Source organism: Streptomyces sp. NPDC031426, from assembly GCF_055581585.1.
In genome coordinates this window covers 288,364-312,180 of record NZ_JBVIJE010000005.1, presented here as the reverse complement: position 1 = coordinate 312,180, position 23,817 = coordinate 288,364, and the positions used below count along the sequence as shown (strand labels likewise).

At 71.9% G+C, this 23,817-nt stretch carries 23 protein-coding genes; 8 read left to right on the top strand and 15 right to left on the bottom strand.

Annotation, left to right across the window (positions count from 1 at the left end):
• Positions 1-49 precede the first annotated feature (49 nt).
• The 5 genes from ACZ5NH_RS12160 to ACZ5NH_RS12140 form a co-directional block, all read right to left on the bottom strand.
• Entirely contained in the window at positions 50-1,573 is a 1,524-nt protein-coding gene (locus tag ACZ5NH_RS12160) for an MFS transporter (protein ID WP_468774639.1), read from the bottom strand.
• The gene (locus ACZ5NH_RS12155; protein WP_450983121.1) at positions 1,570-2,121 is read right to left on the bottom strand and encodes a TetR/AcrR family transcriptional regulator; all 552 of its coding nucleotides are present in this window, start codon (positions 2,119-2,121) and stop codon (positions 1,570-1,572) included. The genes ACZ5NH_RS12160 and ACZ5NH_RS12155 overlap by 4 nt, the downstream gene beginning before the upstream one ends.
• Before the next feature lie 83 nt (positions 2,122-2,204).
• On the bottom strand, positions 2,205-3,176 hold the full coding sequence (locus ACZ5NH_RS12150) for an aldo/keto reductase (protein WP_468774637.1): 972 nt from the start codon (positions 3,174-3,176) through the stop codon (positions 2,205-2,207).
• Positions 3,177-3,929: 753 nt separating this feature from the next.
• Positions 3,930-5,360: an argininosuccinate lyase gene (gene argH, locus ACZ5NH_RS12145; protein WP_468774635.1), complete on the bottom strand. Its 1,431-nt coding sequence runs from the start codon at positions 5,358-5,360 to the stop codon at positions 3,930-3,932.
• A gap of 49 nt (positions 5,361-5,409) precedes the next feature.
• Positions 5,410-6,606 carry an argininosuccinate synthase gene (locus tag ACZ5NH_RS12140; RefSeq protein WP_468774633.1) on the bottom strand — a complete coding sequence of 399 codons (1,197 nt, stop codon included), beginning with the start codon at positions 6,604-6,606 and terminating at the stop codon, positions 5,410-5,412.
• Between the two features lie 169 nt (positions 6,607-6,775).
• On the opposite strand from ACZ5NH_RS12140, the gene ACZ5NH_RS12135 reads away from it, so the two are divergent.
• The 3 genes from ACZ5NH_RS12135 to ACZ5NH_RS12125 all read left to right on the top strand — a co-directional run bounded on the left by ACZ5NH_RS12135 (position 6,776) and on the right by ACZ5NH_RS12125 (position 9,011).
• A complete protein-coding gene (locus tag ACZ5NH_RS12135) occupies positions 6,776-7,618 on the top strand; it encodes a hypothetical protein (protein WP_468774631.1) in 843 nt (280 codons plus the stop codon).
• Between the two features lie 97 nt (positions 7,619-7,715).
• Positions 7,716-8,303, top strand: a complete 588-nt coding sequence (locus tag ACZ5NH_RS12130; protein WP_388626266.1) for a pyridoxamine 5'-phosphate oxidase family protein — start codon at positions 7,716-7,718, stop codon at positions 8,301-8,303.
• Between the two features lie 3 nt (positions 8,304-8,306).
• The gene (locus ACZ5NH_RS12125) at positions 8,307-9,011 is read left to right on the top strand and encodes a L,D-transpeptidase family protein (RefSeq protein WP_468774629.1); all 705 of its coding nucleotides are present in this window, start codon (positions 8,307-8,309) and stop codon (positions 9,009-9,011) included.
• Here ACZ5NH_RS12125 and ACZ5NH_RS12120 read toward each other — a convergent pair.
• Together ACZ5NH_RS12120 and ACZ5NH_RS12115 are read right to left on the bottom strand one after the other, a co-directional pair.
• Entirely contained in the window at positions 8,998-10,527 is a 1,530-nt protein-coding gene (locus ACZ5NH_RS12120) for a sensor histidine kinase (RefSeq protein ID WP_468774627.1), read from the bottom strand. The two genes, ACZ5NH_RS12125 and ACZ5NH_RS12120, sit on opposite strands and share 14 nt — an antisense overlap.
• A complete protein-coding gene (locus tag ACZ5NH_RS12115) occupies positions 10,524-11,264 on the bottom strand; it encodes a response regulator transcription factor (RefSeq protein ID WP_468774625.1) in 741 nt (246 codons plus the stop codon). The genes ACZ5NH_RS12120 and ACZ5NH_RS12115 overlap by 4 nt, the downstream gene beginning before the upstream one ends.
• A gap of 208 nt (positions 11,265-11,472) precedes the next feature.
• Between ACZ5NH_RS12115 and ACZ5NH_RS12110 the strand changes: the two genes are divergently transcribed.
• The 5 genes from ACZ5NH_RS12110 (at position 11,473) to ACZ5NH_RS12090 (ending at position 16,472) form a co-directional block, all read left to right on the top strand.
• Positions 11,473-12,825: a ferredoxin reductase family protein gene (locus ACZ5NH_RS12110; protein ID WP_468774623.1), complete on the top strand. Its 1,353-nt coding sequence runs from the start codon at positions 11,473-11,475 to the stop codon at positions 12,823-12,825.
• Between the two features lie 19 nt (positions 12,826-12,844).
• On the top strand, positions 12,845-13,396 hold the full coding sequence (locus ACZ5NH_RS12105; RefSeq protein ID WP_468774621.1) for an FMN-binding protein: 552 nt from the start codon (positions 12,845-12,847) through the stop codon (positions 13,394-13,396).
• A gap of 73 nt (positions 13,397-13,469) precedes the next feature.
• On the top strand, positions 13,470-14,852 hold the full coding sequence (locus ACZ5NH_RS12100) for a ferredoxin reductase family protein (RefSeq protein WP_468774619.1): 1,383 nt from the start codon (positions 13,470-13,472) through the stop codon (positions 14,850-14,852).
• Positions 14,853-14,869: 17 nt separating this feature from the next.
• Complete coding sequence (locus ACZ5NH_RS12095; RefSeq protein ID WP_468774617.1) at positions 14,870-15,676, top strand: FMN-binding protein; 807 nt, start codon at positions 14,870-14,872, stop codon at positions 15,674-15,676.
• Entirely contained in the window at positions 15,669-16,472 is an 804-nt protein-coding gene (locus ACZ5NH_RS12090) for an FAD:protein FMN transferase (RefSeq protein ID WP_388626282.1), read from the top strand. The genes ACZ5NH_RS12095 and ACZ5NH_RS12090 overlap by 8 nt, the downstream gene beginning before the upstream one ends.
• A 222-nt stretch (positions 16,473-16,694) precedes the next feature.
• Here the strand turns inward: ACZ5NH_RS12090 and ACZ5NH_RS12085 are convergent, their stop codons facing one another.
• The 8 genes from ACZ5NH_RS12085 to ACZ5NH_RS12050 form a co-directional block, all read right to left on the bottom strand.
• The gene (locus tag ACZ5NH_RS12085; protein WP_468774614.1) at positions 16,695-17,459 is read right to left on the bottom strand and encodes a hypothetical protein; all 765 of its coding nucleotides are present in this window, start codon (positions 17,457-17,459) and stop codon (positions 16,695-16,697) included.
• A complete protein-coding gene (locus tag ACZ5NH_RS12080) occupies positions 17,449-18,036 on the bottom strand; it encodes an RNA polymerase sigma factor (RefSeq protein ID WP_388626614.1) in 588 nt (195 codons plus the stop codon). The genes ACZ5NH_RS12085 and ACZ5NH_RS12080 overlap by 11 nt, the downstream gene beginning before the upstream one ends.
• A gap of 98 nt (positions 18,037-18,134) precedes the next feature.
• Positions 18,135-18,680: an arginine repressor gene (locus ACZ5NH_RS12075; RefSeq protein WP_055704023.1), complete on the bottom strand. Its 546-nt coding sequence runs from the start codon at positions 18,678-18,680 to the stop codon at positions 18,135-18,137.
• A gap of 7 nt (positions 18,681-18,687) precedes the next feature.
• Complete coding sequence (locus ACZ5NH_RS12070; protein ID WP_468774612.1) at positions 18,688-19,893, bottom strand: acetylornithine transaminase; 1,206 nt, start codon at positions 19,891-19,893, stop codon at positions 18,688-18,690.
• A complete protein-coding gene (argB, locus tag ACZ5NH_RS12065; protein WP_388626286.1) occupies positions 19,890-20,789 on the bottom strand; it encodes an acetylglutamate kinase in 900 nt (299 codons plus the stop codon). The genes ACZ5NH_RS12070 and argB overlap by 4 nt, the downstream gene beginning before the upstream one ends.
• Entirely contained in the window at positions 20,786-21,937 is a 1,152-nt protein-coding gene (gene argJ / locus ACZ5NH_RS12060) for a bifunctional glutamate N-acetyltransferase/amino-acid acetyltransferase ArgJ (RefSeq protein WP_388626288.1), read from the bottom strand. Before argJ ends, argB begins: the two co-directional genes overlap by 4 nt.
• Positions 21,938-22,025: 88 nt before the next feature.
• Positions 22,026-23,054 carry an N-acetyl-gamma-glutamyl-phosphate reductase gene (gene argC, locus ACZ5NH_RS12055; RefSeq protein WP_468774610.1) on the bottom strand — a complete coding sequence of 343 codons (1,029 nt, stop codon included), beginning with the start codon at positions 23,052-23,054 and terminating at the stop codon, positions 22,026-22,028.
• Between the two features lie 158 nt (positions 23,055-23,212).
• Positions 23,213-23,815 carry an ABATE domain-containing protein gene (locus ACZ5NH_RS12050; protein ID WP_468774607.1) on the bottom strand — a complete coding sequence of 201 codons (603 nt, stop codon included), beginning with the start codon at positions 23,813-23,815 and terminating at the stop codon, positions 23,213-23,215.
• Positions 23,816-23,817: the final 2 nt, after the last annotated feature.

The window sequence follows — 23,817 nt, the reverse complement described above, 5'->3', positions numbered from 1 at the left end:
GGCGGAGCCGCACATCGACACAGCCACGCGCCCCTTTGGGGCGCTTCGCTCACCCCGCGCTTTCCAGATGCTGCCCCTTCAGCAGGAACCACGCCACCACCGCCGTTCCCAGCAGGACTACCGCTCCCGCGCCCGACGCCAGCTGCAGGCCCTGGAGGAAGGAGTCCCGGGACGCGTTCAGGAGTGCCTCCGCGGTGTGCGGGGGCATTTTTGATGCCGCCTCCACTGCGGCGCCCAGTGATTCGTGGGCCTGGTCCGGGGTGCCGGCCGGGCCGGTGAAGTCGCGGTAGGCGCCCGTGACGATGGAGCCGAGCAGGGCGATGCCCAGGGCCGCGCCCAGTTCGTACGCCGTCTCGGAGACCGCCGAGGCGGCGCCCGCCTCCTCCTTGGGCACGCTGGAGAGGATCACGTCGGCGGTGACGGTGAAGGAGAAGCCCGCGCCGATGCCCACGACCAGGAGCGCGACGCCGAGCACGGGGTAGCCGGTGGACCGGCCGAGAGCGGTGAGCGCGGCCAGAGCCAGGCCGACCGCCGCGAGGCCGCCCGAGACCACGGCGCGGACCGAGAAGCGACGCGCCGCGCGGCCCGCGATGAGGCCGGCCGCCACCGCGCCCACGGCGGCGGGCAGTTCGGCCAGGCCCGCTTCGAACGGGCGCCTGCCCTGGACGAGTTGCAGGTACTGGGAGAGGAAGAACACCAGGCCGGACATGCCCAGCACGGTCAGCAGGTCGGCGAGGACCGCCCCGCTGAAGCCACGGCGCCTGAACAGCCGCATGTCCAGCAGCGGGGCCGGCATGGTGAGCTGACGGTGGACGAAGCCGTAGAGGGCCGTCGCGCCGAGCAGTGCCGTGCCGAGCACCGGCCAGGTGAACCCGTGCGTGGCGGCCTCCTTGACCGCGTACACGACGCCGATCATGCCGACCAGCGACAGGACGACGCTGATCAGGTCCCACGGGCCGGGGTTCGGGTTGCGGGACTCGGGCAACGTGCGGATGCCGACGAGGACCAGGACCGCCATCACCGGCAGGTTGATCAGGAAGACCGAGCCCCACCAGAAGTGCTCGAGGAGGAAACCGCCGGTGATCGGGCCGACGGCCGTGCCGGCGGAGGCGGTCGCGCCCCAGATGCCCACGGCGAGGCTGCGCTCGCGCGGGTCGTGGAAGAGGTTGCGGATCAGGGCGAGGGTGGCGGGCATCAGGGTCGCGCCCGCGACACCGAGCAGCGCCCGCGCCAGGATCATCAACTCCGGTGTGGAGGCGTAGGCGTTGAGGACCGATATCGCGCCGAACGCCGTGGCGCCGCCGAGCAGGATCCGCTTGCGGCCGATGCGGTCGCCGAGGCTGCCCATGGAGACCAGCAGACCGGCGATGACGAAGGAGTAGACGTCGCCGATCCACAGGAGCTGGGTGCCGGAGGGGCCCAGGTCCTCGCTGATGTAGGGGGTCGCCAGGCCGAGGACGGTGGCGTCGACGGCCACCAGCAGCACGGCCAGGACGAGGACGGAGAGCGCGAGCCAGCGGCCGGGGCGCGTCACCGCCTCCGTCGTCGCGGCCGGCTGCAGGGTGCTGGTCATGATTCCTCTCTTCGTAGCGCGCCGCCGAGCAGCAGCTCGGCGACCATCGTCGGGAAGTCCCTGGCGGCCACCCGGCCGTCCAGGGTGGCCCAGGCGCAGGAGGCGATCAGGCCGTACAGCGCCTCGGTGAGCCAGACCGGGGTGAGGTCGATCCGGAACTCGCCCGTCTGCTGGCCGCGCTGGAACACCGCGCCGACGCGGGTGTCCAGGCGCAGCCATCCGTCGTTCTGCCGCTCGCCCTCCCACAACTGGCTCTCGCCGTACAGGAAGGCGAGCAGTCCGGCCGCGGGCTGGATCTCGCGCACCAGCCTGCGTACGGCCTCGCCCGCGGGCCCCTCGTCCAGCCGGGCCCGGTCCACGGCCGCCTCGCACTCCTCGATGCCGAGCGCCTCCAGCGCTCGTACGAGGGCATCGCGGCCGGCGAAGTGGCGGTGCAGCGTGGCCCGGCTGATCCCGGCGGCCTTGGCGACCTCGTCCATGGTCGCGGTGGATTTACGGGTCAGCAGGGCGGCCGCGCTGCGCAGCACCTGGTCACGATCGAGAGCCATGAGACAAGCGTAGCCCAGGTGAGACATGCTTGTCTCATGTTGGGCGTGCGCGACTCATCGCCGCCGGTCGGGACGGGTGTCGGTCAGTGCCAGGGCAGCTGGCCGCGCCGCTCCCAGTAGGCGCGCGGGTCCTCGGCGAGCGTGGCGAGGCGGGTCAGCTGGTCCACGTCGAGGTCGACGGCGGGAGCGTGCAGGTTGGAGACGAGCTGGGTGACCGTCGCGGCGCCGGAGAGCACGACGCCGGCCCACGGCTGGCGCAGGATCCAGGCGAGGGCCACCGCGTCACAGCCGAGGCCGCTCTCCTCGGCGACGGCCCTGAGCATCTCCGGGGCGTGCGGTGCGGCCAGCCGGCCGTTGGCCATGCCCTCCTTGACGATCACGGTGAGCCCGGCGTCGTGCGCCTCGGCGAGCGCGGGGGCCGCCGAGGTCTCGAACACGTTGTACGTCGACTGGACGGTACGGAACAGGGGCTCGCCTTCGGCGGTCAGCTGGAGGGCGGCGCGGATCGCGTCCGCCTGGGCGGGGCCGCTGGTGGAGAAGCCGATGGTCAGGCCCTGGGCGGCGGCCTCGGCGAGCCGGGCGTGGAGGTCCTTGTCGGTGAGGGCCGGGCTGTCCGGGGTCACCGAGTGGATCTGGTAGAGGTCGAGCCGGTCGCCGAGCACGGCGTCGGTCTCGGCGCGCTGCCGCTCGTACGCGGCGAGGCTGTGGTCCTTGACCTCGTGCCGTTCTGCGTCGGTGGACCAGCCGGCGGTGTAGGTGTAGCCCCATTTGCTGCCGATGACCACATCGTCGAGGTCGGGGCGGGCGTTCAACCAGTCGGCGAGGAACTCCTCGGAGCGGCCGTAGGAGCGGGCGACGTCGAAGTAGCGGACGCCTTGGGCGTAGGCGGCGTCGAGGAGTTCGTGGGTGCGGGTGCGCAGCGAATCCGCGCTGCGGTTCTCTCCGAGGTCTTCTTCGCGGCCGAGGTTGATGTAGCCGGGGCGGCCGACGGCGGCGAGGCCGAGTCCGATGTGCGCGGTGGGCGTGGTCACGGTGGCCAGGCGGCTGAACGGCACGGGGGCTCCCTGCACGATCGGCGTAGGGGATCTCACTTCAGGGGAGGATCTCGCACCAATCTACCCAGCCCTGCGCGGTTCAGCCCGCGCCGGGAGCCGTCGTCGGATGTCACGCCCACCGCGTTTTCACTCTGGCGGTCCCGACTCTCTTCTTCGACATCGGCGAAACCCTTGCGGCCCACAGCGAGGTACGCAAGGACATCATCTCCGACCCCGGGTCCGGCTGGCCCGGCTCAGCGAGTCGGCCGCCACCCAGTAGCGAAATGCCTCGGTGCCGGGCCCGGCGCTGTCCGGCTGCGGCGCGGTTTCCGCGATGGCGTCGGGAAGGGCTGGGTGTCCAGATGGGGGACCGGATGCGGGACGGGCATTGTCGCTTGCTGTGGCTGCACTGTCATGGCAGCTCCATGGGAGGGGATCAGATGGGGGGTGGTGAAGTGCACCAAAGGGACGCCCTTTGACCAAAAGCGGCTCCGGATTCAGTACGAGGCCCCCGTCGCCCGGTGTCAATTCGAACAGGAGCAGGCGGACGCGCCTCCGACCGGCACGGCGGCGGATGAGCGGGCCGTCCCTCCTGCCCCGCACGCGGTGCACACGGGCCGCCGAACCCGGCGAGGTCGGCGGCCAGTCGGGGACGGTACCGGCGTCCGGGGCCCACCGTCGGTTCGCCGGGTCGGCGTTGAGCTTCTGTCACCACACGCCCGGCGCAGCCAGAAGGGCCCGGACATGGTGTCCGGGCCCTTCTGGCTGCGCCGGCTAGGCCGTCCTGGCCGTCGCCCACTCGTGTTGTGCCGCCACGTCGGCCTTGACCTCCGACAGCTGGACGGCGACCGCGCTCGGTGCCGTACCGCCCCTGCCGTTGCGGGACGCGAGCGCGCCCGGGACGTTCAGGACCGTCCGGACCTCCGGGGTCAGGTGGGCGGAGATCTTCGCGAACTGTTCGTCGGTCAGCTCGTCGAGTTCCTTGTTCTCGGCCTCGGCCGTCTTCACGCACTCGCCGGCGACCTCGTGGGCGACGCGGAACGGCACGCCCTGCTTGACCAGCCACTCGGCGATGTCGGTGGCGAGCGAGAAGCCGGCCGGGGCCAGTTCCTCCATGCGCTCGCGGTTGACCGTGAGGGTGGCGATCATGCCGGTGAAGGCGGGGAGCAGGACCTCCAGCTGGTCGCAGGAGTCGAAGACCGGCTCCTTGTCCTCCTGGAGGTCGCGGTTGTAGGCGAGGGGCAGGGCCTTCAAGGTCGCCATCAGACCCGTCAGGTTGCCGATCAGGCGGCCGCTCTTGCCGCGCGCCAGCTCCGCGATGTCCGGATTCTTCTTCTGCGGCATGATCGACGAGCCCGTGGAGAACGCGTCGTGCAGGGTCACGAAGGAGAACTCCTTCGTGTTCCAGATGATGATCTCCTCCGCGATCCGGGAGAGGTTCACCCCGATCATCGCGGTGATGAAGGCGAACTCCGCCACGAAGTCACGGGAGGCCGTGCCGTCGATGGAGTTGCCGACGCTGCCGTGCTCGAAGCCGAGGTCCTGGGCGACCGCCTCCGGGTCCAGGCCGAGGCTGCTGCCCGCGAGGGCGCCCGAGCCGTACGGCGACACCGCCGTGCGCTCGTCCCACTGGCGCAGGCGCTCGGCGTCCCGGGACAGGGACTGGACATGCGCCAGGACGTGGTGGGCGAAGAGCACCGGCTGGGCGTGCTGGAGGTGGGTGCGGCCGGGCATCGCGACGTCCGGGTGGGCCTCGGCGAGGCCGATCAGGGCGTCCTGGAGGTCTGCGATCAGGCCGCCGATGGTGCGGGCGTGGTCGCGCAGGTACATCCGGAAGAGGGTGGCGACCTGGTCGTTGCGGGAGCGGCCCGCGCGCAGCTTGCCGCCCAGGTCCGGGCCGAGGCGCTCCAGGAGGCCGCGCTCCAGGGCGGTGTGCACGTCCTCGTCCGCGATGGTGCCGACGAAGGCGCCGGAGGCCACGTCCGCCTCCAGCCGGTCCAGCCCGGCGATCATGCGCTGCAGCTCGTCCTCGGTGAGGAGACCGGCCTTGTGCAGCACGCGCGCGTGGGCACGCGAACCGGCGATGTCGTAGGGCGCGAGCCGCCAGTCGAAGTGGACGGACGCGGACAGCTTCGCCAGGGCCTCGGCGGGACCGTCGGCGAAACGGCCGCCCCAGAGCCGTACGTCACCGCTGTTGCTGCTCACTTGCGCTGCTCCTAGAGAGGTGGGTCGGTTACGCGAGGTGTGCGTCAGGCTATGCCTGCAGATCGCGCCGGGCGGCGATCTTCGAGGACAGGCCGTAGATGTCGATGAAGCCCTTGGCGGCGGACTGGTCGAAGGTGTCGCCCGTGTCGTAGGTCGCCAGGTTGAAGTCGTACAGGGACTCGGCCGAGCGCCGTCCGGTGACGACCGCGCGGCCGCCGTGCAGGGTCATGCGGATGTCGCCGGTCACGTGCTCGTTGGCCTCGTTGACGAAGCCGTCCAGGGCGCGCTTGAGCGGGGAGAACCACTGGCCGTCGTAGACGAGTTCGCCCCAGCGCTGCTCGACCTGCCGCTTGTAGCGGGCGAGTTCGCGCTCGACGGTGACGTTCTCCAGCTCCTGGTGGGCGGTGATCAGGGCGATCGCGCCGGGAGCCTCGTACACCTCGCGGGACTTGATGCCGACGAGGCGGTCCTCGACCATGTCGATCCGGCCGATGCCCTGGGCGCCGGCGCGCGCGTTGAGCTGCTGGATCGCCTGGAGGACGGTGACGGGCCTGCCGTCGACGGCGACGGGGACGCCCGCCTCGAAGCCGATGATCACCTCGTCGGCCTCGCGGGGCTCCGCCGGGTCGGCGGTGTACTCGTAGATGTCCTCGATCGGGGCGTTCCAGATGTCCTCCAGGAAGCCCGTCTCGACCGCGCGCCCGAAGACGTTCTGGTCGATGGAGTACGGCGACTTCTTGGTGGTGGCGATCGGGAGCTGCTTGGCCTCGCAGAAGGCGATGGCCTTGTCCCGGGTCATCGCGTAGTCGCGGACCGGGGCGATGCACTTCAGGTCGGGGGCGAGGGCGACGATGCCGGCCTCGAAGCGGACCTGGTCGTTGCCCTTGCCGGTGCAGCCGTGGGCGACGGTCGTGGCGCCGTGCTTCTTGGCGGCGGCGACCAGGTGCTTGACGATCGCCGGCCGGGAGAGGGCGGAGACCAGCGGGTAGCGGTCCATGTAGAGGGCGTTGGCCTTGATCGCAGGGAGGCAGTACTCCTCGGCGAACTCGTCCTTGGCATCGGCCACTTCGGCCTCGACGGCACCGCAGGCGAGGGCGCGCTTGCGGATGACGTCCAGGTCCTCGCCGCCCTGGCCCACGTCCACCGCGACGGCGATGACCTCGGCGCCCGTCTCCTCGGCGATCCAGCCGATGGCGACGGAGGTGTCCAGACCGCCCGAATAGGCGAGTACGACGCGCTCGGTCATGGGTTTCTCCTCACACTGCACCTGTGTCATGCATGAGTATGCAGAGCAATGCATGATTCGTCAATTGCCGAAGCCTTTGAACGGGGGAAATCGCTTTCCCGTACTCCTCCGCGTACGCAGGCGCCGCGTTGGCAACTCAGGACACTTCCCGACCGAGTGAGGCATTCCTATGTCCAGGGCTCTTCCGAAGTACAACAAGCGACGCGTGGCGCTCATCGGCAGTGCGGCCGCGGTGGCGCTCTCCGGTGCGGTGATCGCCACATCGGCGCTGGCCGGGACGCCGGCGAAGAGCGACGGCGCCGCGAACGCCCGCACCCTCGCCAGCCCTGGCACGATCACCTGCCCGGACGTCGCCTCCAAGCTCCCGGCCGTCCCCGCCTCCGCCAAGGCCGAGGTCGACCGCAACCTCACCCTCCTCCAGACCCAGATCCAGGAAGCCGACAAGCGTCTGCAGACCACCGTCGGCCAAGGCGGACCCAACTTCGTCAACAACGCCATCCTCGGACCCCTCAAGGACAAGCGCGTCTCCACCATCGACCGCATCGCCATCGCCATCGGCCGCACCACCACCAAGCCCACCGGACTGGACTCCCTGGCCGCCTGCACCCTGAACGCGAGCGGGAGCGGGAGCGCGGCCACCGGTGCCTCCGCGCCCAGCACGGCCGCGACCCGGCAGTCCGGCACCGGCGCGAGTACGACCGCCGGCGGCAGCACCGGAGCCGGCACCATCACCTGCCCGGACGTCGCCTCCAAGCTCCCGGCCGTCCCCGCCTCCGCCAAGGCCGAAGTCGACCGCAACCTCACCCTCCTCCAGACCCAGATCCAGGAAGCCGACAAGCGTCTGCAGACCACCGTCGGCCAAGGCGGACCCAACTTCGTCAACAACGCCATCCTCGGACCCCTCAAGGACAAGCGCGTCTCCACCATCGACCGCATCGCCATCGCCATCGGCCGCACCACCACCAAGCCCACCGGACTGGACTCCCTGGCCGCCTGCACGCTCACCAAGTGACGTGACAGGCGGCCGTGGCCGCCCCGACGAGCGCCGGCCGGGGCGGCCACGGCAATTCCTTAGACAGCCAAACGAGTTCCGTCGATAATCGCTGGACATGGGAAAGACCTACGAGCGCATCGACGGCAGGCTCCGTACGTTCATCGAGGAGCAGCCCCTCTTCTTCACCGCGACCGCCCCGCTGTCCGGCGACGGCACGGTCAACCTCTCCCCCAAGGGCCTCAAGGGCTCCTTCGCCGTGCTCGACGAACTGACCGTGGCCTACCTGGACTTCGCGGGGTCCAACGCCGAGACCATCGCGCATCTCAGGGAGAACGGCCGGATCACCCTGATGTGGTGCGCCTTCCAGGGCCCGCCGAACATCGTGCGGGTACACGGCCGGGGCGAGCCGGTCTTCCGGGACGACCCGCGCTTCAAGGAGCTCCTCACCCACTTCCCCGGCATCGACCCCAACCCGCACGGACTGCGCGCGATCATCGTCGTCCACGCGGAACTGGTCCGGGACACCTGCGGGTACGCCGTCCCCTACATGGCGTACGAGAGCGACCGCGACCTGCACGGAAAGCGTTTCGCGCGGGAGGACGACGCCTCGCTCGGCGCGTACTTCGAGAAGAAGGAGCACGTCGCGACGAGCCTGGACGGACTACCCGGGCTGCCGTTGCCGCTTCCGCCGTCTACCGTCTGAGCCATGCGCCCCGGTGTCGTGCTCGCCCTCGTGTCCGCCTCCTCGCTCACCCTGCCCGGCCTCGCACCGGGTCCCGAATCCGTGCCGCTGCCCGCACGGATGGCGGACACCGGCGGCGGCAGCCAGCTGATCACCGCCCAGGCGCCCGGCGCGCACTCGACGTCGGGGACGGTCGTCTGGTGGGACCTGCGGGGCGGGCGGTGGGTGCAGGCGGGCTCGGCACCGGCGCGGTTCGCAGCGAACGGGCTGATGGAGGGGGCCACCCGGAAGCAGGGCACGAACACGACCCCGACCGGGCTCTACGGCCTTCCCTTCGGCTTCGGGATCAAGCCGGCGCCGAGCGGGACGAGCGTCGAGTACCGGGCGGTGAAGGAGAGTTCCTGGTGGTGCCAGGACAATGACTCGGCATCGTACAACCGTTGGGTGGACCCGCTGCCCACCGACTGTCGCGCCTCGGAGTCCGAGCACCTGATCACGTACCGCACCCAGTACGCGTACGGGCTCGTCATCGGCTTCAACTACGGCCGTCCCGTGCGGGAGCGGGGTGCGGGGATCTTTCTGCATGTCAACGGGCGTGCGGCGACCGCTGGTTGCGTGTCGGTGCCGGAAGAGGCCATGCGGCGGATCCTGCGGTGGGCGAACCCTGGGAAGCGACCTCATGTCGCCATCGGGACGGCGAGCGGAGCCACCGCTCTCACCCGGTACTGACCGGGCCGTGCGCGGTTCCTCGCGCCCCTTGGGCCGGCAGGCGCACCCTGAATGTCGTGGAGCCCGGGGCGCTGTCCAGCGCCACACTCCCCCCGTGCGCCTCCACCACCGCCGCCACGATCGACAGGCCCAGGCCCGCTCCGCCGCCGGAGGCATCCGCGCGGCGGCGGTGGTCTGCTCTCGTGAAGCGTTCGAAGACGCCCGGCTGGACCTCCTCGGGGACGCCGGGGCCGTTGTCGTGGACCGAGAGGACCGCCGAGTGCGGGTCGGTTTCCAGCGTCACCGTCACCTTGGTGCCCACGGGCGTGTGCAAACGTGCGTTGGCCAACAGGTTGGCCACCACCTGGTGGAGGCGGTGGGCGTCGCCCGGGATCGTCACCGGGTCCTCGGGGAGGTCCAGGGACCAGCGATGGCCGGGGCCCGCGGCGCGGGCGTCGGTGACCGCGTCCAGGACCAGGTGGGTCAGGTCCACCGGGCGGCTCTCCAGCGGGCGGCCCGCGTCCAGGCGGGCCAGCAGGAGCAGGTCGTCGACCATCTCGCCCATGCGGGCCGACTCGGCCTTGATGCGCTGCAGGGCGCGGGTGACCTCCGGCGGCACCGGGCCGGGGTGGAGGAGCGCCAGCTCGGCATGGCCGCGGACCGAGGCGACCGGGGTGCGCAGCTCGTGGCTGGCGTCGGCCGCGAAGCGGCGCAGCCGCTCCTCGCTGGCGTGCCGTTTGGTCAGGGCGTCCTCGACGTGCCGGAGCATGCGGTTGAACGCCGCCGCGACCCGGCCGACCTCGCTGCGCGGGTCGCTGTCCGGGGCGCGCGGCGGCAGCGCCACCTCACCGCTGGCCAGGGGCAGCTCGCTGACCCGGGTGGCGGTCGCCGCGACCCGGCTCAGCGGGCGCAGCGACCAGCGGACCCACAGCGCCCCGGCGACCCCGGCGGCGATCAGGGCCAGGCCGAGGACGACCACGGCGACCAGTTCGAGGCGGGTGACCGCGGCCTGTACCGGCTCCGTCGGCAGGCCCGTCACCAGGACGTCGCCGTCCTTCCCCGGCCACGCGATCAGGCGGTAGTCGTGCAGGTGCGACAGGCACACGGTGTGGCCCCGGCCGTCCACCGGCAGCCCGGCCAGGGCCGCGCGGTCCGCGGCGGTCAGGGTGATGTCGGGGTTCTGCCGGTCGCTGGCGGGCACCACCGCTGCGTTGGTGACCCGGCCGTTCACCAGGCGGGCGCCGAACGTCTCGGCGGCCTGGCGGCGGGTGTCGCCGTGCTCGTCGCCGTCCCGGTCCGAGGGCTTCGAGGGCTGGTAGGTGCCGTGCTCCAGGCTCTGCGGGAAGGCCGCTCCGGCCTGCTGGATCTGCTGGTCGAGCCGGCGGGTGAGAAAGCCGTTCAGCTCGACGACGGCGGCCACGCCGACCGCGGCGCAGCTGATCGCGAGCAGCACGACCAGACCGGCGGTCAGCCGGGCGCGCAGGGTGCGGGGCCGGGGCAGCCGGGCCAGGGCGCCGCGCAGGCCGAGGCGGCTCACCTGGCCGCCGGTTTCAGGACATAGCCGGCCCCGCGCACGGTGTGGATCATGGGCTCGCGGCCCGCGTCGACCTTCTTGCGCAGGTAGGAGATGTACAGCTCCACGACATGGGCGCGGCCGCCGAAGTCGTAGGACCACACCCGGTCGAGGATCTGCGCCTTGCTCAGCACCCGGCGCGGGTTGCGCATGAGGAAGCGGAGGAGCTCGAACTCGGTGGGTGAGAGCTCGATCAGCTCGCCGCCCCGGGTGACCTCGCGGGCCTCCTCGTCCATCACCAGGTCGCCGACCGTCAGCCGTGGTCCGTCCTCCTGCTGGCGGGCCATGCCGGCACGGCGCAGCAGGCCGCGCAGCCGGGCCACGACCTCCTCCAGGCTGAAGGGCTTGGTGACATAGTCGTCGCCGCCCGCGGTGATGCCCGCGATCCGGTCCTCGACCGCGTCCCGAGCCGTGAGGAAGAGCACACAGACGTCCGGCTTCACCTCGTGCAGCCGGCGCAGCACGGCGAAGCCGTCGGTGTCCGGGAGCATCACGTCCAGGACGACGGCGTCGGGCAGCAGCTCGCGCGCCCCGGCGACGGCGGAGGCGCCGTCACCGGCCGCGCGCACCTCCCAGCCCTCGTAGCGCAGGGCGCCGGTTAGCACCTCCGCGAGGTCGGGGTCGTCGTCGACGACGAGGACGCGCAGCGGGGTGCCGTCGGGTCGGGTGAGGGCCGGGCGGCCGGAACGGGTGGTGTTCATCGCGCCTTCCAGCATCACCCATGTGGAGGAGTGCGAGGCACCGCCACCACTCTGAGTTTTCTCTGAGATCCCTGAGGTCCGCTGAACGCAGTCTGAGAACCGGCTCTGAATCTGCTCTCAAAAGCCCTGTTCAGCGGCTCGCTCAGAGGACCCTCAGAACTTTCCGCCGCACAGTGGCCCGGTACGACGGACGAAGGGACGGCGATCGATGACCACCGTGGATGCACGGCGGGCGGCCCCGCCCGTGCCCCTGACCGCACGGCGCTCCCCCGCGGGGCCCGTGCTGGCCGTGCTGTGGGCCGGGGCGGCGGCCGTGGTCGCGCTCTGGTGGGCGGACACCGGGTCCGTGGTCGGTGCGGCCGGCTGGCTGACCGGCGCGGGCCGGATCGCCGGGCTGCTGTGCGGGTACGCCTGCGCGGTGCTCGTCGGTCTGATGGCGCGGGTGCCGCTGCTGGAGACCCGGATCGGCTCGGACCGGGTGGCGCGCTGGCACGCGATGGCCGGCCGGTACACGGTCTGCCTGCTCGTGGCGCACATCGTGCTGATCCTCGCCGGGTACGCCGCCCAGGACCGGGCCTCGCTCTGGCACGAGGCGGTGACCGTCGTCCTGGACTACCCGGACATGCTCAAGGCCACCGCCGGCACGTTGATCCTCTTCGCGGTCGGCATCACCTCGGCCCGGGCCGTGCGCCGCCGCACCAGCCACGAGTTCTGGTACTACGTCCACCTGCTGACGTACGCGGCCGTCTTCCTGGCCTTCTTCCACCAGCTGACGCTGGGAAACGAGTTCAACGGCAAGCCGGTGGCGACCGCCGTCTGGTACGCGCTGTACCTGGGCGTCGCCGCCCTGGTGCTGTGGTTCCGCATCCTCGCCCCGGTCCGACTCAACCGGCGCCATCAGCTGCGTGTGGACTCGGTTCACCTGGAGGCGCCGGGTGTGTACTCGGTCGTCGTACGCGGTCGGCACCTGGACGAGCTGGGGGCGCGGCCGGGGCAGTTCTTCCGCTGGCGGTTCCTCGGCGAGGGCCTGCGCTGGACCTCGACGCCGTACTCCCTGTCGGCGCCGCCGCGCCCGGATCTGCTGCGCGTCACGGTCAAGGCGCTCGGCGACCACAGCACGGCCGTCGCGACGCTGCGGCCCGGCACCCGGGTGTGGGCGGAGGGCCCGTACGGCTCGCTGACCGCCGACCGGGCCACCAGCCACCGCTCCCTGCTGATCGCGGCCGGCGTCGGCGTCACCCCGCTGCGCGCGCTGTTCGAGACGCTGCCCGGCGAGGTCACCCTGCTGTACCGGGCGCGCCGCGCCGAGGACCTGGCGCTCGGCGCGGAGCTGGAGGCGATCGCCCGGTGGCGCGGCGCCCAGGTGCTGTACGCGCTGAACGGTCCACAGGGCGAGCGCCCGGCCATCACGGCGGAGTCGCTGCGCGCGACCTTCCCGGGCCTCGCCGGCCACGACGTCTACATCTGCGGGCCGCACGGCTTCGCGCAGGACGTGTACGAGGCGCTGCGGGCGGCCGGGGTCCCGGACCGCCGTATCCACCACGAGTCCTTCGAGCTGTGAGAGCTGAGAGGCAGATCACGTGCATGCCCTGAAGAAGAACCGCCCGCTCCGCCGGATCGTGCTGGCCAGTGCCGCGACCGTCTCCGGGATGGTGCTGCTGCTGTCGCTGAAGCCGCACACGAGTCCCGTGCTGGCCACCGCCGACACCAAGTCGCCCACGGTGTCGAGCAGTTCGGCCCCGTCGGGCGGATCGGGCGGATCGTCGGGCGGATCGAGTGGGTCGTCGGGCGGATCGAGTGGGTCGTCGGGCGGATCGAACGGCTCCTCCAGCGGCTCCACCTCGGGGAAGGCCGTCAGCAAGACCGCCACCGGGGACACCGTCCAGACCCGCTGGGGTCCGGTCCAGGTGCGGGTCACGACCAAGAACGGGAAGCTGACGGACGTGACGGCCGTGCAGTACCCGCAGGACAACCCGCGCGACCAGGAGATCAACAGCTACGCCCTGCCCCAGCTGCGGCGTGAGGCGCTGGCCGCGCAGAGCGCGGACATCGACATGGTGTCGGGCGCCACGTACACCAGTACCGGCTACAAGCAGTCCCTGCAGTCCGCCCTGGACTCGGCGGGACTGTGAGGCGGGACCGCTGAACACTCGGCGCATGCGGCACGTATCTGTGGGCCAAGGGTCAAGTCCCCACGGAGGAACCGTGACCACCACGCTCGCAGGCGGACGTGCCGCCCGCCGCCAGACGATGCGCCGCATCCGCCCGCGCCGCTCCCCGGCCGTACCGCTGCTGCTCGCCGTCTGGGCGGGCGCGGCGGGCGTGCTGTGGCTCTGGTGGCACAACACCCCGTCCATCGCCGACGACACCGGCAGGATCCTCAACGCGGGCCGGATCACGGGCCTGTTGGCCGGCTATCTGATGGCGCTGGTGGTGCTGCAGATGGCGCGCGTGCCGGCGCTGGAGCGGCGGGTCGGCTCGGACCGGGTGGCCCGCTGGCACGCGATGAGCGGCCGCTACACGCTCTGCCTGATCGTGGCGCACGTCTTCCTCACCATGTGGGGGTACGCGCTGCAGGCGGGCAAGTCGCTCGGCGACATCGTCCAGCAGACCATCGACTCCATCAACCAGCTGCCCGACCTGGGCAAGGCGGCCATCGGCACCGGCCTGTTCGTGCTGATCGGGCTGACCTCGATCGGCGGGATCCGCCGCCGGTTGCCGTACGACACCTGGTACCACGTGCACCTGATGACGTACGCGGCGGTGTTCCTGACCTTCTGGCACCAGATCACCACCGGAAACGACTTCGCGGTCGAGCCCATGGCGAAGACCTTCTGGTACGGCCTGTACGGCGTGGTCACCGCGCTCGTCCTCTGGTACCGGATCCTCACCCCGATCCGGCTGAACCTCCGGCACCGGATGCGTGTGGAGGCGGTCATCGAGGAGACGCCGGGCGTCGTGTCGGTGCTGATCGGCGGGCGGAGGCTGCACCGGATGGGCGCGGAGGCGGGCCAGTTCTTCCGCTGGCGCTTCCTCGCTCCGGGCATGCGGTTCAGCTCGCACCCGTACTCGCTGTCGGCGGCGCCCCGCCCGGACATGCTGCGGATCACGGTGAAGGCGATCGGCGACCACAGCGAGCGGCTGCGCGAGCTGACGCCCGGCACCCGGGTGTGGGCCGAGGGCCCGTACGGTGCGCTCACCGCGCAGCGCCGCAGCCAGGGCAAGGTGCTGCTGGTCGCGGGCGGCGTCGGCATCACCCCGATGCGGGCGCTGTTCGAGACGCTGCCCGGGGCGGCCGGTGACATCACCCTGCTCTACCGGGCCAACAGCACCCAGGACCTGGCGCTGTGGGACGAGCTGGCGAAGATCGCCGACGAGCGGGGCGCCCGGCTGATGTACGCGGTGAACAGCCCCGACGGGGAGCGGCCGGACATCTCCGCGGAGAACCTCCAGCGGAAGATCCCGGACATCGACCGGCACGACGTGTTCATGTGCGGCCCGGCCGGGTTCGCGCAGTCGGTGTACGAGGCACTGCGCGGCGCGGGGGTCCCCGCCCGCCGCATCCATCACGAGTCCTTCGAGATGTGAGCGGGAGCTACGGACAGATGAGGAAGAGCCACCCCATTCGACGGGTCGTGCTGGCCACCGCCGCGACCGTGTCCGGTGTCGTGCTGCTGCTGTCGCTGAAGCCGGCGTCCGATCCGGCCGCGGCGTCGGCCGCGGGCGCGGCCCCCCAGCAGACGGCGGCGGGGCAGGCGTCTGCGCAGGGCGGTCAGCAGGGCAGCGCCCAGGCTGCCGCCGGCACGGTGACCGGTGACGCGACGCAGACGCAGTACGGAACCGTGCAGGTACGGCTGAGCGTCGCGGGCGGCAAGATCACCAAGGCCGAGGCGGTGCAGGCGCCCAAGGGCGGACTCAGCGACCAGAAGACGGCGCTGGCAGTCCCCAAGCTCAACCAGGAGGCCGTCGCGGCGCAGAGCGCGCAGATCGACGCGGTGTCCGGGGCGACGTACACGAGCAACGGCTACAAGAAGTCGCTGCAGTCGGCGCTGGACAGGATGAAGTCGGCCGCCTCCTCCGGCTCCAAGACCTCCGGCTCCTCCGGTGCCGGGGCCTCCGGCTCCTCCGGTGCGGCGCAGGCCCGCACGGTCACCGGGAAGGTCGCGCAGACGCAGTACGGCCCGGTACAGGTGCGGATCACGGTCAGCGGTGGCAAGATCACCAAGGCCGAGGCCGTCCAGGCGCCCAAGGGCGGACTCAGCGACCAGAAGACCGCGTTGGCGGTCCCCAAGCTCAACCAGGAGGCCGTCACGGCCGGCAACGCGAACATCGACGCCGTCTCCGGCGCCACCTACACCAGCACCGGCTACAAGCAGTCGCTCCAGTCGGCGCTGGACCAGGCCGGTGGCTGACACGGTGGCCGAGTCGGCCGAGGCTCCCGCCGCGGTGCGTCATGCGGAGGAGGTCATGGGGACCGTCTTCTCCTTCGACGTCCGCGGCGGGGAACCCGGTGCGGTACGCGAGGCGCTGGCCGAAGCCGTCGCCGGTCTGCACCGGGCGGACGCGGTGTTCAGCACCTACCGCGAGGACAGCGAGGTCTCACGGCTGGCCCGGGGTGAGCTGACCGTGGCGCAGTGCGCGCCGGAGGTGGCCGAGGTGCTGGACCTCGCGGCCGAGGCGGAACGGGTGAGCGAGGGCTGGTTCAGCACGCGCTACCAGGGCTCGCTGGATCCCACGGGCATTGTCAAGGGCTGGGCCGCCGAGCGGGCCGCGCGGCTGCTCGCGGGGGTGGCCGGGGTGCGCGGGGTGAGCGTCAACGGCGGCGGGGACGTCCAGCTCCTCGGCTCGCCGGAGCCGCAGCGGCCCTGGCGGGTGGGGGTGGCGGATCCGCTTCGGCCGGGTGGTCTGGCGGCGGTGATCTCGGCGGCGGGCGTGGCCGAACTGTCGGTGGCGACCTCGGGCACCGCCGAGCGGGGCGCGCACATCGTGGATCCGCGCACCGGAAGGTCCGCGGTGTCGGACCTGGTGGCCGTGACCGTGGTCGGTCCCCGTCTGACCTGGGTCGACTGCTGGGCCACGGCAGCCTTCGCAATGGGCTCCCGGGCGGGGCTGGCGTGGCTGGAGTCGCTGCCGGACGTGGAGGGGCTGCTGATCACGGCCGGTGACGAGGTGCGGTGCACCGGGGGGCTGGCGGCGCGGCTGGGCTGACCGGATTCCTCCCTCACGGCACGACGACGGGAGCATGCGGCGCCGCCGAGGTCACCGTCACAGCCACCACGGCCACGAGGTCAGGGTAGGCAGCGTCACGCGGTCCGGGACCCGGGCCGCCCGCAGCGCCTCGTACCCGTCCTGCGCGAAGCCGTGTGGCCCTGGAGGGGACCCTGCCGCGGCACCCCTGAGACTCGGGCACCGCCGATGCCCGGCCCCGGTTCACACCAGCGGTTGCACCACGTGCCCCATCGCCAGGTGGGCCGTGGCGAGGACGGTGCCGCCGAGGGTCGTCAGCCGGGCGCCGGAGACGGTCGAGAGGTCGCCGGGCGCGGCCACGCCCCACTCGCCGTGTCCGGCGACCAGGGGGAAGTCGCCGACCCTTACGGTCGTGCCGTCGGAGTGCTCCAGCAGACAGGTGACCTTGCCGGTGTACGAGCCGTGGGAGCCGGCGGAGTCGACGGACACGAAGATCCAGCCGGGGGTCTCGGGGTGGACGTAGACCTCGCCGACCTTGCCGCCGCTCGTGGCCGAGGTCATGTCGCCGATCAGCATGGGCTCGGACTCGGTGGCGGGCGCGGTCGAGGCGACGACCTCCTCGATGGCGGTGCCGATCCCCCAGCCGGCGAAGCCGATGGCGACGGTGAGCGCGGTGGCGACGGCCGCGAGCCGCAGCCGGGCCCGCCGGGCACGCCCGCGCAGGTCCCGGGACGCACGGCCGGCGGCGCCCGTGGAAGCCTCGGGTGCCGGAGCCTGCTCGGCCAGCCTGCGCGCCACCCGGGCCTCGAACCCGGCCGGCGGCTCGCTGTCCGGCAGCAGGCCGATCAGCCGGTCGCCGACCAGGGTGAGCTGGCGGACGTACTCCCGGCAGTCCGCGCACTGGTCCAGATGCGCGACGGCCTCGGCGCGCTCCCGGCCGGGCAGCACGCCCAGCGCCAGCTCGGCGCCGATCTGCCGGAGCTTGTCGCAGTTCGCGTCACTGGACATGGTCGCCTCGCTTCAAGGGCGCGAGCGTGGTGCGCAGCTTCGCCATGGCGGCCCTGATGCGTGTCTTGGCGGTGCCCAGCGGGATGCGCTCCGCGTCGGCGATCTGCTGGGCCGTCATTCCGTAGATGCCGGCCATCACCAGGGCCCTCGCCTGTTCCCGGGGCAGCCGCCCCACGGCGGCCCGCAGCTGGGAGGAGGCCTCGTCGGCCAGCGCCCACTGCTCGGGGGTCTCGGTGACGACACCGATGACGGAGTCGAGGTCCTCGGGTGCCATCGGCTCGGTCCGCCGGGCCCGGACGGCGTCAACCGCGAGGTTGTGCGCGATGGTCGTCAGCCAGGTGGTGACCGAGCCGCGGCGCGAGTCGTAGATCTGGGCGTGACGCCACGCGCGCTCGAACGTCAACTGGGCGACGTCCTCGGCGAGTTGCGCATCCCCGGTGACGGCCATGGCGACCCCGAAGACCCGGTGCTGGAACCTGCGTACGAAGATCACCGCGAGTTCCGGATCAGCGGAGGCCAGCCCGGCCAGCAGGGCTTCGTCCGGGAGGCGGCCCACGGGGAACCGGAAACCCGACACACCCCCGTATACGGCCGACGGCCGCCAGTGGATTGCCCGCCCGCCGCGGAAGATCACACTCTCATTCTCCGCCGACGGGCTGGGCCCCGCATGCGGGCTCAGTGACCGTTCTGGGCCAGCCGCAGCAGGTGGTCCGCCAGGGCCTGGCCGCCGCTCGGGTCCCGGCTGATCAGCAGCAGCGTGTCGTCACCGGCGATGGTGCCGAGGATGTCGTGCAGCTCCGCCTGGTCGATGGCCGAGGCGAGGAACTGGGCGGCCCCGGGCGGGGTACGCAGGACGACCAGGTTGGCGGAGGCCTCCGCGGAGATCAGCAGCTCCTGGGAGAGCCGCCGCATCCGCTCCTCCTTCGCCGACTCGCCCAAGGGCGCGCGGGGGGTACGGAATCCGCCCTCGCTCGGCACCGCGTAGATCAGCTCGCCGTCGGTGTTGCGGATCTTCACCGCGTTCAGCTCGTCGAGGTCCCGGGAGAGCGTCGCCTGGGTGACGCTCAGCCCGTCGTCGGCGAGCAGCTTCGCCAGCTGGCTCTGCGACCGCACCGGCTGCCGGTTGAGGATGTCCACGATCCGGCGGTGCCGCGCGGTCCGGGTCTGCGGCACGGCCGGTCCGGCACCCGCCGCCTGCTCGTGGTCCTGCGCCTGGCTCATCGTCGTCCTATTCTCCGGATCGTCCGTCCCCATCCACTGGGTTCGCTGCGTCGAGGACACCGGGCAGCGCCCGGAGGAAGGCACCCACCTCGGCGTCCGTGATGTTCAGCGGCGGCATCAGCCGTACGACGTCGGGAGCGGGCGCGTTCACCAGGAACCCGGCCTCCTGGGCCGCCTGCTGCACCTGTGGCGCGTGCGGCCCGGTGAGCACGATACCCAGGAGCAGGCCGGCGCCCCGCACATAATCGATCAACGGGTGGCCGAGACCCTCGATTCCCTCGCGCAGCTTCTCGCCCTGCCGCTTGACGTTCTCCAGCAGCCCGTCGTCGGCGATGGTGTCGAGTACGGCCAGTCCGGCGGCACAGGCGACCGGGTTGCCGCCGAAGGTCGTACCGTGCTGGCCGGGCCGGAGCAGTTCGGCGGCCCGGCCGAAGGCCACGGTGGCACCGAGCGGCAGCCCGCCGCCGAGCTGCTTGGCGAGCGTGACGACATCGGGCAGGACGCCCTCGTGGGCCTGGTACTCGAACCAGGTCCCGGTACGGCCGATTCCGGTTTGCACCTCGTCCAGCACCAGCAGGGCGCCGGTGGCGGCGGTGATCGCGCGGGCCGCCTTCAGATAGCCGGCCGGGGGCACGACGACACCGTTCTCGCCCTGGACCGGCTCGATGATGACCAGCGCCGTCTCCTCCGTGACGGCGGCGGCGAGCGCCTGGGCGTCGCCGTAGGGCACGTGGGTGACCTCGCCGGGCAGCGGAAGGAAGGGGTCCTGCTTGGCCGGCTGGCCGGTGAGCGCGAGGGCGCCCATCGTCCGGCCGTGGAAACCGCCGGTGGTGGCGACCATGTGGGTGCGCCCGGTGAGCCGGCCGATCTTGAAGGCGGCCTCGTTGGCCTCGGCGCCGGAGTTGCAGAAGAAGACGCGGCCCTCCCGGCCGAAGAGCTGGAGCAGCCGTTCGGCGAGGGCGACGGTGGGCTCGGCCAGGAAGAAGTTGGAGATGTGCCCGAGCTGTCCGATCTGGCGGCTGACGGCCTCGACGACCGCCGGGTGGGCGTGGCCCAGGGCGTTGGTGGCGATGCCGCCGACGAAGTCGTGGTACTCCCGGCCCTCGGCGTCCCACACCTTGACACCCTCGCCGCGCACGAGGGGCAGGCGGGGGGTGCCGTAGTTGTTCATGAGCGCGCCCTGCCAGCGCTGGGTCAGCTCCTGGTTGCTCATGACTCCCCCTGTTCGTCGGGCACGACCATCGTGCCGATGCCTTCGTCGGTGAAGATCTCCAGCAGGATCGAGTGCTGGACCCGGCCGTCGATGACGCGGGCGGTGTGCACCCCGTTGCGCACGGCGTGCAGACAGCCCTCCATCTTCGGCACCATGCCGGAGCTCAGCTCCGGCAGCAGCTTCTCCAGTTGGGAAGCGGTGAGGCGGCTGATCACCTCGTCGGAGTTCGGCCAGTCCTCGTAGAGGCCCTCGACGTCGGTGAGGACCATGAGGGTCTCGGCGCCCAGTGCCGCAGCGAGTGCCGCAGCCGCCGTATCGGCATTGACGTTGTAGACATGTCCGTCGTCCTGACTGCGGGCGATGGAGGAGACGACCGGGATACGGCCGTCGGCGAGCAGCGCCTCGATGGCGCCCGTGTCGATCGCGGTGATCTCGCCGACCCGCCCGATGTCGACGAGTTCGCCGTCGATCTCGGGCTGGTGCCGGGTGGCGGTGATGGTGTGCGCGTCCTCGCCGGTCAGACCGACGGCGAGCGGCCCGTGCTGGTTGAGCAGACCGACCAGCTCTCGCTGCACCTGTCCCGCCAGCACCATCCGTACGACGTCCATGGCGTCCTCGGTGGTGACGCGCAGGCCCGCCTTGAACTCGCTGACGATGCCGTGCCGGTCGAGCGCGGCGCTGATCTGCGGGCCGCCGCCGTGCACGACGACCGGCTTGAGGCCGGCGTGCCGCAGGAAGACGACGTCCTGGGCGAAGGCCGACTTCAGCTCCTCGTTCACCATGGCGTTGCCGCCGAACTTGATGACGACGACCTTGCCGTGGTGCCGGGTCAGCCAGGGCAGCGCCTCGATGAGGATCTGGGCCTTGGGCAGGGCCGTGTGCTTGCGAGTGCTCATGAGGAGTAGGCGCTGTTCTCGTGGACGTAGTCGGCGGTGAGGTCGTTGGTCCAGATGGTCGCGGTCTCGGTGCCGGCGGCAAGGTCGGCGACGATGTGCACCTCGCGGTAGCGCATGTCGACGTTCTCGCGGTCCTCGCCGACGGAGCCGTTCTTGCACACCCACACGCCGTTGATGGCCACGTTGAGCTGGTCCGGCTCGAAGGCTGCCGAGGTGGTGCCGATCGCGGAGAGCACCCGGCCCCAGTTGGGATCCTCGCCGTGGATCGCGCACTTGAGGAGGTTGTTGCGGGCGATGGAGCGGCCCACCTCGACGGCGTCCTCCTCGCTCGCCGCGTTGATCACCTCGACCTTGATGTCCTTGCTGGCGCCCTCGGCGTCCCGGATGAGCTGCTGCCCGAGGTCGTCGCACACCTGCCGTACGGCGTCGGCGAACCCGGCGTACTCCGGGGTGATGCCGGAGGCGCCGGAGGCGAGCAGCAGCACGGTGTCGTTGGTGGACATGCAGCCGTCGGAGTCGACCCGGTCGAAGGTGACCTTCGTGGCGGCGCGCAGGGCCCGGTCCAGGGTCTCGCTGTCGAGGTCGGCGTCGGTGGTGAGGACGACCAGCATGGTGGCGAGGCCGGGGGCCAGCATGCCGGCGCCCTTGGCCATGCCGCCGACGGTCCAGCCGTCCCCGGTGACGACGGAAGTCTTGTGGACGGTGTCGGTGGTCTTGATGGCGATGGCGGCCTTCTCGCCGCCGTGCTCGGACAGCTGGGCGGCGGCCGTCTCGACACCCGGGAGCAGCTTGTCCATGGGCAGCAGGACGCCGATGAGTCCGGTGGAGCACACGGCGACCTCGATGGCGCCCCGGCCGAGCACCTCGGCCGCCTTCTCGGCGGTCGCGTGGGTGTCCTGGAAGCCCTTGGGGCCGGTGCAGGCGTTGGCGCCGCCCGAGTTGAGGACGACGGCTGAGACCTGGCCGCCCCTGAGGACCTGCTCGGACCACAGCACCGGCGCGGCCTTCACACGGTTGGAGGTGAAGACGCCCGCGGCGGCACGACGCGGCCCGTTGTTGACCACGAGGGCCAGGTCGGGGTTGCCGTTCTCCTTGATCCCGGCGGCGACGCCCGCCGCCGTGAATCCCTTGGCTGCCGTGACACTCACTGCATCTCCCTGTTCGCTTCTCCGCCCGTGCAGCGCGCCGGTGCGGGCCTCGTCGTCGTCTGCGGCGCGGTGGCTGCACGTGCGTCGCTCACGGAGCGACTCCCGTCGTGGAAAGCCCCGTGGTCTCCGGGAGACCCAGGGCGATGTTCATGCTCTGGACGGCACCGCCCGCGGTGCCCTTGGTCAGGTTGTCGATGGCGCTGATCGCGATGATGCGGCCCACGGCCTCGTCGTACGCGACCTGCACCTGAACGGCGTTGGAACCGTAGACGGACGCCGTCGCGGGCCACTGGCCCTCGGGCATCAGATGGACGAAGGGCTCGTCGGCGTAGGCCTTCTCATAGGCGGCGCGGACGGAGTCCGCCGTCACGCCCGCGACAGCGGACGCGCTGCACGTGGCGAGGATCCCGCGCGGCATCGGGGCGAGCGTCGGTGTGAAGGAGACCGAGACCCGCTCCCCCGCCGCCCCGCTGAGGTTCTGGATCATCTCGGGGGTGTGCCGGTGGCCGCCGCCGACGCCGTACGGCGACATGGAGCCCATGACCTCGCTGCCCAGCAGATGCGGCTTGGGCGCCTTGCCCGCGCCGGAGGTGCCGGACGCGGCGACGATCACCGCCTCCGGCTCGGCGAGCTGGGCGGCGTAGGCCGGGAACAGGGCGAGGGTGACGGCGGTGGGGTAGCAACCGGGCACCGCGATGCGCTTGGACCCCTCCAGCGCGGCGCGGGCGCCCGGAAGTTCGGGGAGGCCGTAGGGCCACGTGCCGGCGTGTGCGGAGCCGTAGAACCTCTCCCAGTCGGCCGGGTCCTTCAGCCGGAAGTCGGCGCCCATGTCGACCACGAGGACATCGGGCCCGAGCTGCTCGGCGACGGCGGCGGACTGCCCGTGCGGCAGCGCGAGGAAGACCACGTCGTGCCCGGCGAGCGCCTCGGCCGTGGTCTCGGTGAGCACGCGGTCGGCCAGCGGCAGCAGATGCGGCTGCAGCGTGCCGAGCCGCTGGCCGGCGTTGGAGTTCCCGGTCAGGGCACCGATCTCGACCTCGGGGTGCGCGAGGAGCAGGCGCAGGACCTCACCGCCCGCGTATCCACTCGCTCCGGCCACCGCCGCACGTACCGCCATGTCCATCCTCCTCGTGGTGGCATGACTATACGTTTCCTCGCAGGTTTATGCAATGACCGCACAGCGCGTAGGAGGCGCCGAGCAGTCCGGCGACCCACCAGCGGCGCGCAAGGTGAGCGGCAGCCAGGCCATGGCGGCCGCGGCGGAGGCGAGAAACGCTAGGGCGCCCCGGCCCTGCGGGCGGCGTAGGCGCGGGCGGCCCGGACCCGGTTGCCGCACTTGGTGGTGCACCAGCGGCGGGCGCCGTGCGAGCGCAGGAACCAGCGGGCGCAGCCCTGGGCGGCGCACTCGGTGAGCTGTCCCGCATCGGCGCCGGTGAGCAGGTCGGCAGCGTCCTCGGCGAGCAGCGAGAGCGCGGCGGCGGCCGGGTTTCCGGTGTCGGGGAGGTCGGCGCGGAGGGGGCCGTCGGCGGTCCAGGCGAGCCGGGGGGTGGCGGGCGCCGCGGCGAGCGCGGCGTTGAGGGTGTCGAGGGCATCGGCGGGCGGGAGTGCCGCGGCGACCCGGGCCTCGAAGAGCGCGCGCAGCCCCTCGCGCAGGGTGCGCAGCCGGCCGGACTGCCGGCCGTTGATCACCACCCGGTCGGGCAGCAGCTCGTGCCGGACGAGCCAGAGATGTGCCGCCTCGGTGTCGTCGAGCAGGTCGACCTGGCCGTGACTGACGGTGAAGCGCGTGTTGACCAGCGCCAGCGAGACATACCGGTCCTCGCCCGGGACCGGGAGCTGGTGCAGGTAGACGGGGGCCTCGTGATCCACGGCTCTCATGG

Excerpts from the sequence above, each read along its gene's own strand:
- ACZ5NH_RS12160 (WP_468774639.1), bottom strand. The coding sequence starts at position 1,573 with ATGACCAGCACCCTGCAGCCGGCCGCGACGACGGAGGCGGTGACGCGC.
- ACZ5NH_RS12155 (WP_450983121.1), bottom strand. The coding sequence starts at position 2,121 with ATGGCTCTCGATCGTGACCAGGTGCTGCGCAGCGCGGCCGCCCTGCTG.
- ACZ5NH_RS12140 (WP_468774633.1), bottom strand. The coding sequence starts at position 6,606 with ATGACCGAGCGCGTCGTACTCGCCTATTCGGGCGGTCTGGACACCTCC.
- ACZ5NH_RS12135 (WP_468774631.1), top strand. The coding sequence starts at position 6,776 with ATGTCCAGGGCTCTTCCGAAGTACAACAAGCGACGCGTGGCGCTCATC.
- ACZ5NH_RS12130 (WP_388626266.1), top strand. The coding sequence starts at position 7,716 with ATGGGAAAGACCTACGAGCGCATCGACGGCAGGCTCCGTACGTTCATC.
- ACZ5NH_RS12125 (WP_468774629.1), top strand. The coding sequence starts at position 8,307 with ATGCGCCCCGGTGTCGTGCTCGCCCTCGTGTCCGCCTCCTCGCTCACC.
- ACZ5NH_RS12115 (WP_468774625.1), bottom strand. The coding sequence starts at position 11,264 with ATGAACACCACCCGTTCCGGCCGCCCGGCCCTCACCCGACCCGACGGC.
- ACZ5NH_RS12110 (WP_468774623.1), top strand. The coding sequence starts at position 11,473 with ATGACCACCGTGGATGCACGGCGGGCGGCCCCGCCCGTGCCCCTGACC.
- ACZ5NH_RS12095 (WP_468774617.1), top strand. The coding sequence starts at position 14,870 with ATGAGGAAGAGCCACCCCATTCGACGGGTCGTGCTGGCCACCGCCGCG.
- ACZ5NH_RS12085 (WP_468774614.1), bottom strand. The coding sequence starts at position 17,459 with ATGTCCAGTGACGCGAACTGCGACAAGCTCCGGCAGATCGGCGCCGAG.
- ACZ5NH_RS12075 (WP_055704023.1), bottom strand. The coding sequence starts at position 18,680 with ATGAGCCAGGCGCAGGACCACGAGCAGGCGGCGGGTGCCGGACCGGCC.
- ACZ5NH_RS12070 (WP_468774612.1), bottom strand. The coding sequence starts at position 19,893 with ATGAGCAACCAGGAGCTGACCCAGCGCTGGCAGGGCGCGCTCATGAAC.
- argB (WP_388626286.1), bottom strand. The coding sequence starts at position 20,789 with ATGAGCACTCGCAAGCACACGGCCCTGCCCAAGGCCCAGATCCTCATC.
- argC (WP_468774610.1), bottom strand. The coding sequence starts at position 23,054 with ATGGCGGTACGTGCGGCGGTGGCCGGAGCGAGTGGATACGCGGGCGGT.
- ACZ5NH_RS12050 (WP_468774607.1), bottom strand. The coding sequence starts at position 23,815 with ATGAGAGCCGTGGATCACGAGGCCCCCGTCTACCTGCACCAGCTCCCG.